Below are 14,100 nucleotides of genomic sequence, written 5' to 3'. Positions count from 1 at the left end.
GAGTCACTTCACACGATCCGGATCACGCTCCGGGTGGAGCTACGCATTGAATTGCAGTGCAGCCAGCCCTGCGTAAACGCCGCCGGCGGCCACCAGCTCGGCGTGGGTGCCTTGTTCGACCAGACGTCCGTGGTCGAGCACCACGATGCGGTTGGCTTGCTGAACGGTGGCCAGGCGGTGGGCGATGACCAAAGTGGTTCGGTCTTTCATGGCCGATTCGAGGGCCGCCTGCACCATGCGCTCGCTCTGTGCATCGAGTGCGCTGGTGGCTTCGTCGAGCAGAAGCAGCGGCGGGTTCTTCAGCATGGCACGTGCAATGGCGATGCGCTGGCGCTGACCACCTGAGAGACGCACGCCGCGCTCGCCCAGGAAGGTGTCGTAGCCCTCGGGCAGTTTGTCGATGAATTCGTCGGCGAACGCCGCGTGGGCGGCGGCTCGAACCTCGTCGTCGGTGGCGCTGGGTCGGCCGTAGCGGATGTTTTCCATCGCGCTGCTGGAGAAAATGACCGGGTCCTGCGGCACGATGCCGATGCGTGCGCGCAAATCATGCAGGCTGAGCTGGTCGATGGGCACGCCGTCCAGGCGGATGCTGCCCATCAAGGGGTCGTAGTAGCGCAGCAGCAGTCCGAACACGGTGCTTTTGCCCGCGCCGCTCGGGCCAACAAGTGCCACGGTTTGCCCGGATGGCACGTCGAGCGTGAAGTCCGAGAGCGCCGCCTGCGCCGGGCGCGAGGGATAGTGGAAGGTGATGTCGTCGAACCGCACGCTGCTGCCGCCCTGGGGTGCATGTGCGGCTTGTGGCCGCTCGGGCGACTGCACGGGCGACTGGGTGTTCAACAACTCCACCAGGCGTTCGCTGGCGCCGGCAGCACGCAGCAGGTCACCGTATACCTCGCCCAGCACAGCCACCGCGCCCACGAAGATGATGGTGTAGAGCACCGCCTGGCCCAGTTGGCCGGCGCTGAGGTCTCCTGCAATGACCGCTTGTGTGCCTTGGTACAGGCCCCACAGCACCAGCGCCGCATTGGCGATGATGATGAAGGCCACCAGCCCGGCACGTGCCCGGCTGCGCCGCACGGCGGTGTTGAATGCCTGTTCGGTGGAGGCGTCGAAGCGTCGGGCCTCGCGATCTTCCGCCGTGTAGCTCTGCACGATGGGAATGGCGTTGAGCACTTCGGCCGCGATGGCGCTGGAGTCGGCCACGCGGTCCTGGCTGGCGCGCGAGAGCTTGCGCACCCGGCGGCCGAACCACATGGTCGGCAGCACCACCAGGCCGATCACCAGCATCACCTGAATCATCACGTAAGGGTGCGACACCACCAGCATGATCAGTGCGCCCAGTCCCATGAACGTGTTGCGCAGGCCCATCGACAGCGACGAGCCCACCACGGTCTGGACCAGGGTGGTGTCGGTGGTCAGGCGGCTGAGCACTTCGCCGGTTTGCGTGGTCTCAAAGAACTGTGGGCTCTGGCGCAACACATGGCTGTAGACGGCGTTGCGCAGGTCGGCGGTGATGCGCTCACCCAGCCAGCTCACCACATAGAAGCGGGCGGCGGAGAACAGGCCGAGTGCCACGGCCACGCCGAACAGTTCCAGAAAGTGCCCCTGCAGGGCCATGGCCTGTGCGTTGCGGTCCTCAGGCACCAGCCCGGTGTCGATCAGGTGGCGCAACGCCACCGGAAAGAGCAGGGTGGCCACTGCGGCCAGCGTCAGGAACAGCACCGCCAGCGCAATCTGCACCTTGTAAGGGCGCATGAAGGGCAACAGGCCGCTGAGCGAGGTGGGGGAAGACGCCTTGGGGCGCTCGGACGCAGAAGTGAGACTCATGGTTGAAGTGTGCCGGGTTTTGAGACGGGTGGTGAAAGGCGGCCCGCGCATGTGCCACCCCAAGCCTGGCGTTCCGTGGTGAGCCTCGAGTATTCAGCGCCACGGCAATGTGCTTCAACACACCGACAGGAACGGTTTGTGTGCCTATGCTGGATCCCAGTCGCGACGCTGTCGCCAAATGCCTGGGTCGCACACCGGCGGTGCAACACCACCATCAGCTACCGGGGCATATGGCCAATCAAGCGCGTGGGCGACTGGCGCGGTGAAGACGTGATCTGTCTTCGCCGAACCTGTCTCCAGATACCGATCAATGACCGGCCGTACCCGGCACCTTCGGTGCGAGGCGGTTGGTTGCCACGCTTAGGAACCATCATGAAATACTCAAAATTGCTGCTCGCCAGCGGCTTTTCGCTCGTCCTTGCTGCCTGCATTTCGGCACCTGCGGGCCCCCCTGGCCCACAAGGTGACACGGGTGCTCAAGGCCGCCCCGGCACCACCGGCTACACCGGCGCCACGGGGGACACCGGCGCAACCGGTTCCACAGGCTACACCGGCGCCACGGGTGCAACTGGCGGTGCCGGGGCCACCGGTGACACAGGCGCCACGGGCTATACCGGCGCCACAGGCAGTACAGGCGCAACAGGCAGCACGGGTGCCACCGGTTCCCGCGGCACCACGGGCGCCACGGGTGCGACCAAGCCAGGTGACACCGTTGTCATCGTTCCTGCACGCTGATGAGTCTGGGCCGGGCCACCAAGTCCGCCAGGAAAAACCTGCTTCTGGCAGGTTTTTTTTGGCCAAGGGCGATGCGCGATGCGGTTGTCCCTTGATAGGCAAACGCGCGCTCAGATCAGTCTGTGCACGGGCTGCCGCTTCCATACGCCGTAGAAGTACGCCGTTTGCAGCAGCAGCGCCACCGCAAAGGTGACGGGATAAGTCAGCCAGATGAAGGGCAGCCCCAGTGTACTGTCGAACACCCGGCCCAGTGGATACAGCAGGAAGACCAGGCAGCCCAGCGACATCAGGGTGGGCACGCGCACCGTGCCGGTGGCGCGCATGACGCCACTGAACACGCTGGCCATGCCGAAGATGATGTTGCCCCAGACCGCAATGCGCAGCACCGTGGCGGCCAGCTCGATCACCGCGGCGTCCTGCACGAAGAGCGAGGCAATCCGGGGCGCCAGCAAGGCCACGCCCAGGGCCAGCGAACCGGTGAGCACCAGGTTCATGAGCAGGCCAACGCGGGTCACCTGATCGATTCGGGCGGTGTCGCCAGCCCCCACGGCCTGTGCCGTGAACACGGAAGCCGCAATGGCGATGGACATGGCGGGGAACAGTACATAGGCGGTGGTCTGGCTCACCGCGCCCCACGCAGCGGTGGCGTGCACGCCATGGTCGTTGACCAGGGCCAGCAGGCCCATGTCGGCCGCTGCACTGGTGATGAAGAACAGGGCGGAGGGGATGCCCAGTCTGGCCACCGTCAACAAGCGGCGCGAGAGCCGCAGGTGCGGCACCAGGGCCGACCAGGTCAGGGTGTGGGACTGGTGCTGGAGGCGCCACGCCAGCCAGATCAACGCGGTCAAGGTACCCAGCAGCGTGCCCCAGCCTGCGCTGGCCACGCCCAGCCGGGGCAGACCGAACCAGCCCAGAATCAGCGCAGGCGTGACCACGGCTGACACGGCGAACGATACCACCAACATGCGCAGCGGCGTGAGCGAATCGCCCATGCCGCGCAGCACAGCGGCCACCAGCATGTTGGTGAAGAACACCGGAAGACCGAACAGCATCACCCGTGCATAGCTCACGGAATCCGCCAGGATCTCGGGCGGCGTTCCAAGCCAGTGCATCAAGGGCTGTGCGAACGTCGCACCGGTCACGCCCACCAGCACACCCAGCAACACGCCCCCCAGCAACACGGCGCCAGCCACTTCGCGCACCTTGTCGGGCTCTCGGGCACCATGCGCCTGCCCCACCAGCACAGAGGCGCCCGTGCCCAGGCCAATGACAAACGCGATCAGGAACATGAAAGCAGGAAAGAAGCCCACCGCCGCCGCCATGGACGCCGCGCCCAGCAACTGACCCAGGAAGATGATGTTGAGCGTGCCCGAGAGCGCGTTCAGTACGTTGGTGAGCACCAAGGGCCCGAGGAAGCGCAGGAAGCGCACGGGCAGCGGACGTTCGGGGGTGGGGGTCATGAGCAGGCGTGCAGGGTGGAAGCCGCACCAATGTAGCCGCTTGGCCGCCGGGGCCCTGCAAACTGGGCTGTAAGGATGTTGCTCCTGGACCGACTCATGGTCACGGAAACTGCTCTATGGTGGATCCAAAGGCAGCGAACTGCTGCTCCGCCGGGGCCTGCGCAGATTTCGTGCCCACGTGCAAACAACCGAGGAAGATGTGATGGAGCGACGAACCATGTTGAAGTCCTTGACCGGCTGGATCGCCGGTGCTGCGTTGCCTGCCACCGCCGTGGCGGCAGCACCATTCCCAGTGAAGAAGACGGCGGCTGAGTGGAAGCAGATCGTCTCGCCCGCTGCCTACCATGTGCTGTTCGAACACGGCACCGAGCCCGCCGGTTCCAGCCCCCTGGACGGTGAAAAGCGCCCCGGCACCTTTGTGTGTGCGGCCTGCAACCTGCCGCTGTTCAGCGCTGCCCACAAGTACGACAGCGGCACCGGCTGGCCCAGTTTCTGGCAGCCGCTGCCCGATGCGGTGGGTACGTCCACCGACTTCAAGCTCATCTTCCCGCGCACGGAGTACCACTGCGCGCGCTGCGGCGGGCACCAGGGCCACGTCTTCAACGACGGCCCGCGCCCCACCGGCAAACGCTACTGCAACAACGGCGTGGCGCTGGCGTTCGTGCCTGAAGGCACGGCCCTGCCAGCCCTGCGCACGTGAAACCTGGCCACCCATTCACCGAGCCATCACGATGAACAAGACATTGCCCTCCCTCATTGCCACCGCCTGGCTCGCCACCCTGGCCGGTGCGGCCCAAGCCGCCACGGCCACCGCCATCTTTGCTGGGGGCTGTTTCTGGTGCGTGGAGAAAGACTTTGAAAAACTGCCTGGCGTGATCGAAGCCGAGTCGGGCTACACCGCCGGCAAAACAACGAACCCGACCTACGAACAGGTCAGCAACGGTCACACGGGCCACACCGAAGCCGTGCGCGTGATCTACGACAGCACCAAGGTGAGCTACGCCGAACTGGTGGAATACTTCTGGCGCCACATTGATCCCACCGTCAAGAACCGGCAGTTCTGCGACATCGGCAGCCAGTACCGCAGCGGCATCTACTGGCAGAACGAAGAGGAGCGCAAGGTGGTGGAGGCCAGCCATGGGGCACTGCTGAAAAGCGGACGCTTCAAGGAGATTCACACAGAACTCGCACCCGCGAGCACCTTCTATTTGGCCGAGGACTACCACCAGGACTATTACAAGAAGAACCCGGTGCGCTACAACTACTACCGCCTCTCTTGCGGGCGCGACGCGCGCGTCAAGCAACTCTGGGAGTAATGCCAACGCCTCCGGATGCCTGTGTAACCAGTGGTAGCATCTGCCCGGTTTTCACAAATACGGAGGATGAGGGATGGAACCACAAGGCGAATTCGCGCCCACACAAACGCTGCCCGACGAAGGCGACCCGAAGGGCCTGAGCAACCGCACGCTCGATGTGCGCTTCACGGGTTCCGGCAGCGAGTATTTCCGCATCTGGATCGTCAACCTGTTGTTGACCCTGGTCACGCTGACCTTGTACTGGCCTTTTGCGCGCGCCCGACGCATGGCTTACTTTCAGAACAACACGCTGGTCGGCGGGGACCCGCTGGGTTTTCATGCCGATCCCTGGAAAATGTTTCGGGGCTATCTGGTCATGCTGGTGCTGGGCGTGGGCTACTGGGCGATTTCGAACTTTGTGCCGTCTTTGTCTTGGGTGCCGTTTCTGGTGCTCATGGCGCTATGGCCTGCCTTGTGGCGTGCTTCTCTCCAGTTCCGTCTGCGCAACACCAGCTGGCGGGGTGTGCGGTTTGCGTTTGAAGGCGATCTGAAGTCGGCCTACATGGCCATGCTGCCTTTCTTTGTGCCTGGTCTGGTGTTTGTGCTCATGCTGCCTGCCGTGGAGACCGACGAAGAACTCGTTTCCGAACTCGCGCAAGGTGCCGCAGCCATGATGGGCGTCGTCACTCTTGCCTTTCTGGTCTTGTTGCCCTGGCTATGGGCGCGCGTCAAGCGATACCAGCATGGCGGCTATGCCTTTGCACAAGAGCGCACATCGCTGAAAGTGGGTGCTGGCCGCTTCTACCTGCTGTTCCTCAAGCTGGTCGGCCTGACCCTGCTGGTGGTGTTCGGTTCCCTTGCCGTGCTGGTGGCTGTGCTGTCCGTCACGGTGGGTGTCGGGGCGGTGTATTCGGCCATGGGCGGTGGAGGCGCGGGCGCAGGCACCGCAGCCATTTTCTTGATGATCATTGGCTTCGTGGCCGTTTTCTACTTGGTGGTCCCGCTGGTGCTGGGTCCCTTTGCTGCCTCCCGCATGCAGAACCTGCTGTGGGATAACACCCGCAGCGAACAAGTGACGTTCCAGAGCCAGTTGCGCTTTCGCAGCCTGTTCCGGGTCACTCTGGTCAACCTGTTGCTGCTGGTGCTCACGTTGGGGCTTTTCTGGCCCTTTGCCAAGGTGCGCACCGCGCGCGTCAAGCTGGAAGCCATGGCCGTGGAGGTGGATGGCGACGTGGATCAGTGGGTGGCCAAGGCCCAGCAGCGCAACAAGGGCGTGCTGGGCGACGCCGCCGGCGATTTCTTTGGCATGGACATGGGTCTGTGATGCCGCCGGGCGGGCCCATCGTCACCCGCTGGTTTGATGGGCAAAGCCCCCGGGCGCGCACGGTGCGCCTTCGCATTGAGGGGGCCGAACTGCTCATGCACACCGGCGACGAGGTGCGCCACTACCCGCTGAAAGAAGTGCGATGGCCTGAACGCCGTTCGCATGGTCAGCGCCAGACCGACCTGCCCGACGGCGGCATGATCCAGCATGCCGATGCCGCCGAATGGGACACCTGGTGGCAGGCCAACCACCCATATGAAAGCCCCGTCGTGGGCTGGATGCAGAGCTGGCGTGCCACGCTGGTGGCCATGGCTGGCACGGTGGTCTTTCTGGCCGCCGCCTGGGTGTGGGGTGTTCCCTGGCTCAGCCAGACCGTGGCACATGCCTTGCCCGACGCACTGGAGGCCCGCATTGGCCAGCAGAGCATGCAGCAACTGGACCGCCTGTTTCTCAAGCCGAGCAAGCTGCCCGAAGCTCGGCAGGCTGAACTTCGCAAGCGCTTCGAGACGGTGGTGGAGCGGGCCTACCCAGCGGGCGATGCGCCGCCCTGGCAGCTCTCGTTCCATGCCTCCAAGATCCTGGGTGCCAACGCGTTTGCCTTGCCGGGTGGCTACATCGTCATGACCGACGCACTCGTCGACCTGCTGAAAGACCAGCCCGACGCCATTGTGGGTGTGCTCGCCCACGAACTGGCCCACGTGCAGCACCGGGACGGCATGGACATGATGGTTCGCGCCAGCCTGGTGAGTGCGCTCGTGGGCGTGGTGCTGGGCGACGCCAGCGGCTTCATCGCCACCGTGCCCGCCACGCTGGCCACCCAGTCATACTCCCGCGACGCCGAACGCCGCGCCGACGCGCATGCTGCCAGCATGTTGCACGCAGCCGGGCTCTCGCCATCAGCGATGGCTGTGTTCTTTGAGCGCATGCAGGAGGAAGACCGAGGTGACGACGAGAAGGGCAAGGCGGACAAAGACAAGGAAGGGGTAGCACTGCCCATTGCCATCTCCAGTCATCCTGACCACGGCGAGCGCATACGGTTCTTCAGGGAGTGGGCCCCTGACGTTGCGCAATGAGAAGCTCGTGATTCACAGTCTGGGCATGACGTGAGCACACCGGAATACTTGCATGAACCTCATTCACTTGTCCGACCTGACGCCTGCCGACGTAAGGGCAATCTGGACATTTGTCGAAGCACCGGCAATGCCTATGAATGGTGCAGTGGCGTGGTCGTTTGAAGGCAATGGCATTCGCACCCGGACCACCTTCGTTCAGGCTTTTCGCGAGCTTGGGCTTGCTTTCACGGAACTGCCGAATCTCCTCAAAACAGGTGAGCGGGTTTGTGATCTTGCGGGCTATTTGGATCCGTTTTATGCCGTGTATGTGGTGCGGGAGTCGAATCATGAGCGGCTGGCGGAATTCGCAGACGCTTCCTGCCGCCCGGTGGTCAATGCCATGTCCAGCAAGGGTCATCCCTGCGAGGTGCTGACCGACGCCTTCTACGTGAACAGCGCCTTGGTTCCCATTGAGCAGGCACGCATCTGCCTTTGGGGTCCGCCCACCAACGTATTGCGATCGTGGCACGAGCTCGCTGGTGTCATGGGTTTTTCGATTCAACATGTGTGTGAGGCCCGCTTTCATGAAGCCATGCCCAACGTGGTGTTCACCGAATCGGTGGATGCAAAGGTGGACATCGTCATCACCGATGCCTGGCCCAGCGGAATTGAGGCCCCAGGCAGTTCGCTTACCGAAGCCCATCTTTCCCAAATGGGACATCCCAAGCTCTTACCCACCCCGCCGTTTTCTATTGGCCGTGAGTTGGCTTTTGATCCCTTGAGCTACGCGGGTTTCGTTGGGCATGAACAGAAGAAGCTTCTTCTGCCCGTGCAGAAAGCCATTCTGCGTCATGTATTGGCACATGGATGAGGAACGCGCCGTGCTTCACAAGACCAGTCGTCGCGCATACCCCGTCATCTCCAAATACCCCCGCCCCACTCGCTGGCCCTGTTCGTCGAGCAAATCCGACAGGCCTTCCCAGTAGATGGTGCCGGTGCTCTGGCGGCTGTCGAGTTCTTGTGCGTCGATCGCCGCGTGCACGCTGAAGCGGCCGGCGGGCGTGGTGATGGTCCATGCGACGGGGTAGGTGGCGCGGGTGAGGGGGCTGGTCCAGGTGCGCAAGGGTTCGAAGTGCACGGTATCGGGCGCGAAGCGCTGACCGGCCATTGGCGCGTTGGCATCGGTCGCGCTGCGAAAGGAGCCACCGGCCCACAAGGCGCTGCCGTCCTGCCGGCGCAGCTGGAAGGCGGTGAGGCTGTCGCCGTTGAAGAGGTTCATGCCGATCCAGTCCCAGCCCACGGCGTCGGGGGCCAGCACGGCTTCGCTCCATTCGTGGTCCAGCCAGGCCGTGCCTTTCACGTCGAAACGCTGGCCGCGCACCGTGAGCGCGACCTGCACCGCCAGTTGCGGATGGGTGACGTAGAAGCTGGACTGGGCGGGTTCCGGCCCCTTGCGCGAGAAACCCTCTTCGCCTTGCAGCAGCACACCTTGCGTTGGGGTGGCGGTCAGGTCAATGGCAATGTCGCCGCCTTCGATGCGCGACCGGTAGCGACCGTCGGGCAGGCGCTGGAACGACCAGTCGCGCAGCACCACCTGCGTGTCGTCTTCACTGGCAAACACGCCGCGCTCGGTCTGTACGGGCGGCAGACCGTTCCATCGCGCGATGCGGTCGTCGTGCCACAGCTTGGCGCTTTGCACGTCGGTGATGGCGGCGTGGGCGAACAGCAGTTGCCGTGCCGCCAGCCGGCTTTGCAGCGGCTGCGCTTCGTCCACGCGGCTGCGGAAAAAAGTGATCTGGTAGCCGAAGGCGCGGCCCTCGGCGGTTTGCCCGTGGCCGGTGAGGTACCACCATTCGGTGCGGGTGTCGTTGTGGCTGCCGTGGTCGCGTGGAAAGGTCAGCGCGCGGGGTTGCAGCACGTCGCCCGGCCTGTGTGCAGAAGCCTGTGCGCGCGCTGAGGGCAACACCAGAACACCCGCTCCGCCCAGCAGCATTCGCCGCCGGCTGAGCCGGGCAGCATCTGCCATCGCGAGGGTTTCCTGAACGAAGCTCATGCGCCTTTAAGCTGAGCGGCGATGCGTGCGTTGGCGGTGGCGCAGTCGCCAAACTGCGCGCTGGCCCAGTCGGCGTCGAAGTAGGTGGGCCGGTAGCGTTCGCCGCTGTCGCACAAGAGCGAAAGAATCGCGCCGCTCTCGCCCCTGGCCCTCATTTCCTGTGCCAGCGTGAGCATGGCCACCAGGTTGGTGCCGGTGGAAGGGCCCACGCGGCGGCCCAGCAATGCGGAGAGTGCATGCATGGCTGCCAGCGAGTCGGCATTGGGCACTTCGATCATGCGGTCGACCAGGCTGGGGATGAAGCTGGGTTCCACACGCGGGCGGCCGATGCCTTCAATGCGCGAGCCCGGTGCGGTGAGCGTGGCGTCGCCGCTGCGGTGGTAGGCGGCGAACACCGAGCCTTCGGGGTCGGCCACGCAGAGCTGGCTGGCGTGGCGCTGGTACCGCAGGTAGCGGCCGATGGTGGCGCTGGTGCCGCCCGTGCCCGCGCCCACCACGATCCAGCGCGGCACCGGGTGGCGCTCGCGTGCCATCTGCTCGAACATGCTCTGGGCGATGTTGTTGTTGCCGCGCCAGTCGGTGGCGCGTTCGGCATAGGTGAACTGGTCCATGTAGTGGCCGCCCGTGTCCTGCGCCAGTTGCTGCGCGGCGGCGTACACCTCGCCGGCCTTTTCGACGAAATGGCAGCGCCCGCCGTAGAAGGTGATCTGGTCCACCTTTTCCTGTGAGGTGCTGCGCGGCATCACCGCGATGAAGGGCAGGCCGAGCAGGCGGGCGAAGTAGGCCTCGCTCACGGCGGTGGAACCGCTGGAGGCCTCGACCACCGTGGTGCCCTCATGCAGCCAGCCATTGCACAGCGCGTACAAAAACAGCGAGCGCGCCAGCCGGTGCTTGAGGCTGCCGGTGGGGTGGGTGGATTCGTCCTTGAGGTACATGTCAATGCCATGCGCCGCCCAGTGGGGCAGGGGCAGGGCGATGAGGTGCGTGTCGGCGCTGCGGCAGAAATCGGCTTCAATGAGGGCGATGGCCTGGTGGGTCCAGTCCGGTGTGGGTGTGGTGTGTTTCATGCCGAGCTTTTTACCAGTCTTCCTTGACCGCCTGCACCGCGTCGCGGCTGGCGGCGGCGCGCCCGGCCAGCCAGGCGGTGGCCGTACCCGCCAGTACCACGGCGAAGCACAGCGCCAGCAGCCGCGCCCAGGGCAGGGCGAGGTCCATGGTCCAGTGGAAGCTTTGCGGGTTCACCACGTGCACCAGCACCAGGCTCACCGCCAGCCCCAGCAGCAGGCCGGCGATGGCGCCCAGCACCGTCCACGCCAGGCCTTCGAGCGCCACCAGACCCAGGATCTGCCGGCGCGTGAGCCCCAGGTGAGCGAGCAGGCCAAATTCGCGCCGGCGAGCCAGCACCTGCGCGCTGAAGCTGGCGGCCACTCCAAACAGGCCGATCGCAATGGCCACCGCCTGCAACCAGTAAGTGACGGCGAAGCTGCGGTCAAAAATGCGCAGCGACACGGCGCGGATCTGCCCGGCCGAAGCGAACTCGATCAGGTCTTCTGCTCCCTTCTCACGGGCCAATGCGCGAATGGCCTCTTGAACCGAAGTTTCTTCAGCGTCTTCGTCCAGATGCAGCGCCAGATCGTTCACCCGTTCGTCGCCGGAGAGGCGCACGAAGTCGGTCCGGTCCATCACCACGCTGCCGTGCTGGCGCGCGTAGTCGCGCCAGACGCCGGCCACAAAGAAGCGGGGCTCAGGTGTGCCTGCACTCGCTGGCGGAAAGGCCAGGCCCAGCGCCGGCAGCCAGCCACCGGGTTGCGCGTCGTACAGGTCCAGCATGGCCTCGCTCACGTACACCGGCACCACGTCTTCGCCCACAGCCGCTGCGGGCATAGGCAATGGGTTGCCCACCAGCGGCAGACGCTGGCCGGTGGTGCCTGCGCCGTCCAGCGGCCTGGCCAGCAGGGCCACGGCGGGCAGCGTGGGGCTGAACTGCAGTGAGGTGGCGCGCAGCGGGTCCACCCGAGCCACACCGGGCACCTGGCCCATCGCCTGCACAAAGTCGGTTGGCAGGGTGTTGCTCTCACTCAGCGTGCTGGCGGCTGCGCGAACATACAGCGGCGCTGGCAGCACGCCGTCGAGCCACTGCGTCACCGAATCGCGAAAGCTCGCCACCATCACGGTGAGCGCCACCGACAGGGCCAGGCTGGCCACCACCCCACTGGTGGCCACGGCAGCCGTTTCGCGCATGCGGCGCGAGCGCTCCACCGCCAGCAGGGGCAAGGCGTGGCGGGCCACCCAGGGCGCCAGCCGGTCGAGCAGGGCACTCACGCCCAGCGGTAACGCGGCAATGCCACCCACCAGCAGCAGGCCCACAGAAAAATATGCGAACAGGGGAATGCCCGCTACCGGCGGTGCCCAGGCCAGTGCGCCGGCCAGCAGCACCATGCCGAGCGCCACGGAATGGCCCCGGCGTGTGGTGCCGACGCTTGCGCCACCCAGTCCCTTGAGCGCCAGGGCCGGCGCCATTTGTGCGGTGGCGCGGGCGGGCCACCACCCCCCCGCCACCGCAGCGGCCACACCCAGCCCGCCATAGAGCAGGGCGGCCCACCATTGCCACTGCAAGGGTGGCGTGGCGCCAGAGAAATAGCCGCCGCCCAGGTCACCACCCAACAGACGCAGCGACAGTGCCGCGAGCGCGGAGCCCAGTGCCACGCCCAGCACACTGCCCAGCAGACCCAGCAAGGCCGATTCGGCCAGCACCAGTTGCAGCCTCTCGAGTGCGGACAGGCCCAGAACGCCCAGCAAGGCGAACTGCTGCTGGCGCCGTGCCACCGAGAGCGACAAGACGCTGAACACCAGGAACGCACCCGTGAACAGCGCCACCAGTGCCAGCACGGTGAGGTTCACCCGGTAGGCTCTTGAGAGGTTGCTGACCCGCTCGGTGGCCTGTTCCGGGCGCTGCGCCACCACCTGCGGCGGCAGCGCCATCGATGCCAGCCAGGCGTCTGCCTGCGTGCCGGGTGTCAGACGCATGTCGATGCGGCTGATCGCGCCCACGCGGTCCATCAGGGCCTGCGCGGCGGCCACGTCCATGACCAGCATGGGCGCACCCGGTGCATTCACGGTGCCGGCCACGCGCACGGTGCGCAGGCTCAGACCGCTTTGCACTTGCAGCGTGGCGGGTGGTTCACTTTCCGTGCTGAGCGCCAGGCGGGCCGCCGGGTTCAGAAACACGGCGTCTGATGCAAACAGGTCCAGACGTCGGCTACCGGTAGCATCGTCAGCTTGTTCCGTGCGTGGCATGAGCGCAGGCGACACACCGGCCACCGTGAGCGCGTCCACCCCCACCAGTTGCACACTCAGCTTTTCGCCGCGCGCATCGAGCACGGCGGTGGACAGTGCCAGCACCGGGCTGGCCAGGGCCACGCCGGGGTGCGCACTCACACGTTCCACCAGCGCATCGTCGAGCAGGCCTTGTCGCGACCGCAGTTCCAGATCGGGCTGACCGTTGACGGAACTGACCGCGCTGGAGAATTCGGCCAGGGCCGAAGCGTTGATGAGGTGCACCGCAAACGCCAATGCCACGCCCAGCATCACCGCCGCCACCGCAGACGCGTTGCGCCATGGGTGGTGGCGCAGTTCCTGCCAGGAGTAGGTGGTGAGCAGCGTGTGCATCTGGCTCAGAGCTTACGGCAAGAGGCGCGGGCGCGAGCGCGCACTCCCACCCGCCCGGGGGCGGGTCACTGCGTCGTGCCCTGGGGAGCGGCCAGCGGGCGGGCCGGTCGCTCCGTTCAGGCGCTCAGTGCCCGGTGGCCTTGTGCCACCAGCCGTTGTATTCGCTGTCGGTCATCAGAGTCCAGAGCGCCAGCGCGAAGATCACCACACCCGTGGCCACCGCAGTGAGCATGGCGGTTTGCATGGCGGCGAACCCGAGCAGCCAGGGCGATGCGAGCAGCCACACCGCCAGACCGCACTCGGTCCATTCTTCCCAGGCCCGGGGCACGAAGATGGCACCCATTGCAACGGCAATGAGCGCGACACCCACGATGCTCGCGTTCCACATGGCTGCGGAGACGTCCTGGTAGCCCAACAGCCAGGGCGATACCACCAACCAGACGCCGAGGATGGCGTTGACCGCGTCGGCCCAATGTTTCAGGGGTTTCATGGCAAGTACCTCCTGCAGCAGGAAAACAACCCCGCTGCAAGGCTTTTGAGGATGCGCAGGGGCGGTTTGTTCCATGACCGGTGTGCGCTAGCGCACATGGCCCAAGGCTTGCGTGCGCGTAAGATGGTCTTTCCGGTTTTCCCGACGCTGTTCACCGTTTCGCGGCGCTTGCGCGCCAGCGACCTGTTCCCCGGC

General features: G+C 65.5%; 12 protein-coding genes. 6 read left to right on the top strand and 6 right to left on the bottom strand.

Annotated elements, in window-relative coordinates; genetic code table 11:
* Positions 1–39: 39 nt before the first annotated feature.
* Entirely contained in the window at positions 40–1,827 is a 1,788-nt protein-coding gene (locus tag J2W49_RS24640) for an ABC transporter transmembrane domain-containing protein (protein ID WP_310322282.1), read from the bottom strand.
* A 372-nt stretch (positions 1,828–2,199) separates the two neighbouring features.
* Between J2W49_RS24640 and J2W49_RS24635 the strand changes: the two genes are divergently transcribed.
* On the top strand, positions 2,200–2,562 hold the full coding sequence (locus J2W49_RS24635) for a collagen-like protein (protein ID WP_310322279.1): 363 nt from the start codon (positions 2,200–2,202) through the stop codon (positions 2,560–2,562).
* Positions 2,563–2,672: 110 nt separating this feature from the next.
* Here the strand turns inward: J2W49_RS24635 and J2W49_RS24630 are convergent, their stop codons facing one another.
* Positions 2,673–4,022 (bottom strand): MATE family efflux transporter, encoded by a 1,350-nt coding sequence (locus J2W49_RS24630; protein WP_310322276.1) that lies wholly within the window; start codon positions 4,020–4,022, stop codon positions 2,673–2,675.
* A gap of 217 nt (positions 4,023–4,239) precedes the next feature.
* Here J2W49_RS24630 and msrB point away from each other — a divergent pair, with 217 nt between their 5' ends.
* The 5 genes from msrB (at position 4,240) to J2W49_RS24605 (ending at position 8,564) form a co-directional block, all read left to right on the top strand.
* Positions 4,240–4,722 carry a peptide-methionine (R)-S-oxide reductase MsrB gene (gene msrB, locus J2W49_RS24625; RefSeq protein ID WP_310322274.1) on the top strand — a complete coding sequence of 161 codons (483 nt, stop codon included), beginning with the start codon at positions 4,240–4,242 and terminating at the stop codon, positions 4,720–4,722.
* Positions 4,723–4,753: 31 nt separating this feature from the next.
* Positions 4,754–5,338, top strand: a complete 585-nt coding sequence (gene msrA, locus J2W49_RS24620; RefSeq protein WP_310322272.1) for a peptide-methionine (S)-S-oxide reductase MsrA — start codon at positions 4,754–4,756, stop codon at positions 5,336–5,338.
* Positions 5,339–5,411: 73 nt separating this feature from the next.
* Positions 5,412–6,641, top strand: a complete 1,230-nt coding sequence (locus J2W49_RS24615) for a YjgN family protein (protein WP_310322268.1) — start codon at positions 5,412–5,414, stop codon at positions 6,639–6,641.
* Positions 6,641–7,714 (top strand): M48 family metallopeptidase, encoded by a 1,074-nt coding sequence (locus J2W49_RS24610; protein WP_310322392.1) that lies wholly within the window; start codon positions 6,641–6,643, stop codon positions 7,712–7,714. Before J2W49_RS24615 ends, J2W49_RS24610 begins: the two co-directional genes overlap by 1 nt.
* A 52-nt stretch (positions 7,715–7,766) precedes the next feature.
* The gene (locus J2W49_RS24605; protein ID WP_310322265.1) at positions 7,767–8,564 is read left to right on the top strand and encodes an ornithine carbamoyltransferase; all 798 of its coding nucleotides are present in this window, start codon (positions 7,767–7,769) and stop codon (positions 8,562–8,564) included.
* 15 nt (positions 8,565–8,579) lie between these two features.
* Here the strand turns inward: J2W49_RS24605 and J2W49_RS24600 are convergent, their stop codons facing one another.
* From J2W49_RS24600 to J2W49_RS24585, 4 genes are all read right to left on the bottom strand, one after another.
* Positions 8,580–9,746: a lipocalin-like domain-containing protein gene (locus J2W49_RS24600; protein ID WP_310322262.1), complete on the bottom strand. Its 1,167-nt coding sequence runs from the start codon at positions 9,744–9,746 to the stop codon at positions 8,580–8,582.
* Positions 9,743–10,813: a PLP-dependent cysteine synthase family protein gene (locus J2W49_RS24595; RefSeq protein WP_310322260.1), complete on the bottom strand. Its 1,071-nt coding sequence runs from the start codon at positions 10,811–10,813 to the stop codon at positions 9,743–9,745. Before J2W49_RS24595 ends, J2W49_RS24600 begins: the two co-directional genes overlap by 4 nt.
* 10 nt (positions 10,814–10,823) lie before the next feature.
* Positions 10,824–13,415, bottom strand: coding sequence for an FtsX-like permease family protein (locus J2W49_RS24590; protein WP_310322259.1), 2,592 nt, complete (start codon positions 13,413–13,415; stop codon positions 10,824–10,826).
* Positions 13,416–13,539: 124 nt separating this feature from the next.
* Positions 13,540–13,905 carry an SPW repeat protein gene (locus tag J2W49_RS24585; RefSeq protein ID WP_310322255.1) on the bottom strand — a complete coding sequence of 122 codons (366 nt, stop codon included), beginning with the start codon at positions 13,903–13,905 and terminating at the stop codon, positions 13,540–13,542.
* Between the last annotated feature and the right edge of the window lie 195 nt (positions 13,906–14,100).

This window comes from Hydrogenophaga palleronii, from assembly GCF_031457455.1.
GTDB classification, from domain to species: domain Bacteria; phylum Pseudomonadota; class Gammaproteobacteria; order Burkholderiales; family Burkholderiaceae_C; genus Hydrogenophaga; species Hydrogenophaga palleronii_A.
The sequence above is the reverse complement of the archived record's forward strand: the minus strand, read 5'-3'. Positions and strand labels throughout refer to the sequence as shown.

Bases quoted from the DNA above. Each gene is read 5' to 3' on its own strand.
- J2W49_RS24640 (WP_310322282.1), bottom strand. From the start codon at position 1,827: ATGAGTCTCACTTCTGCGTCCGAGCGCCCCAAGGCGTCTTCCCCCACC.
- J2W49_RS24615 (WP_310322268.1), top strand. From the start codon at position 5,412: ATGGAACCACAAGGCGAATTCGCGCCCACACAAACGCTGCCCGACGAA.
- J2W49_RS24605 (WP_310322265.1), top strand. From the start codon at position 7,767: ATGAACCTCATTCACTTGTCCGACCTGACGCCTGCCGACGTAAGGGCA.
- J2W49_RS24630 (WP_310322276.1), bottom strand. From the start codon at position 4,022: ATGACCCCCACCCCCGAACGTCCGCTGCCCGTGCGCTTCCTGCGCTTC.
- J2W49_RS24595 (WP_310322260.1), bottom strand. From the start codon at position 10,813: ATGAAACACACCACACCCACACCGGACTGGACCCACCAGGCCATCGCC.
- msrB (WP_310322274.1), top strand. From the start codon at position 4,240: ATGTTGAAGTCCTTGACCGGCTGGATCGCCGGTGCTGCGTTGCCTGCC.
- J2W49_RS24600 (WP_310322262.1), bottom strand. From the start codon at position 9,746: ATGAGCTTCGTTCAGGAAACCCTCGCGATGGCAGATGCTGCCCGGCTC.
- J2W49_RS24590 (WP_310322259.1), bottom strand. From the start codon at position 13,415: ATGCACACGCTGCTCACCACCTACTCCTGGCAGGAACTGCGCCACCAC.
- J2W49_RS24610 (WP_310322392.1), top strand. From the start codon at position 6,641: ATGCCGCCGGGCGGGCCCATCGTCACCCGCTGGTTTGATGGGCAAAGC.
- J2W49_RS24585 (WP_310322255.1), bottom strand. From the start codon at position 13,905: ATGAAACCCCTGAAACATTGGGCCGACGCGGTCAACGCCATCCTCGGC.
- msrA (WP_310322272.1), top strand. From the start codon at position 4,754: ATGAACAAGACATTGCCCTCCCTCATTGCCACCGCCTGGCTCGCCACC.
- J2W49_RS24635 (WP_310322279.1), top strand. From the start codon at position 2,200: ATGAAATACTCAAAATTGCTGCTCGCCAGCGGCTTTTCGCTCGTCCTT.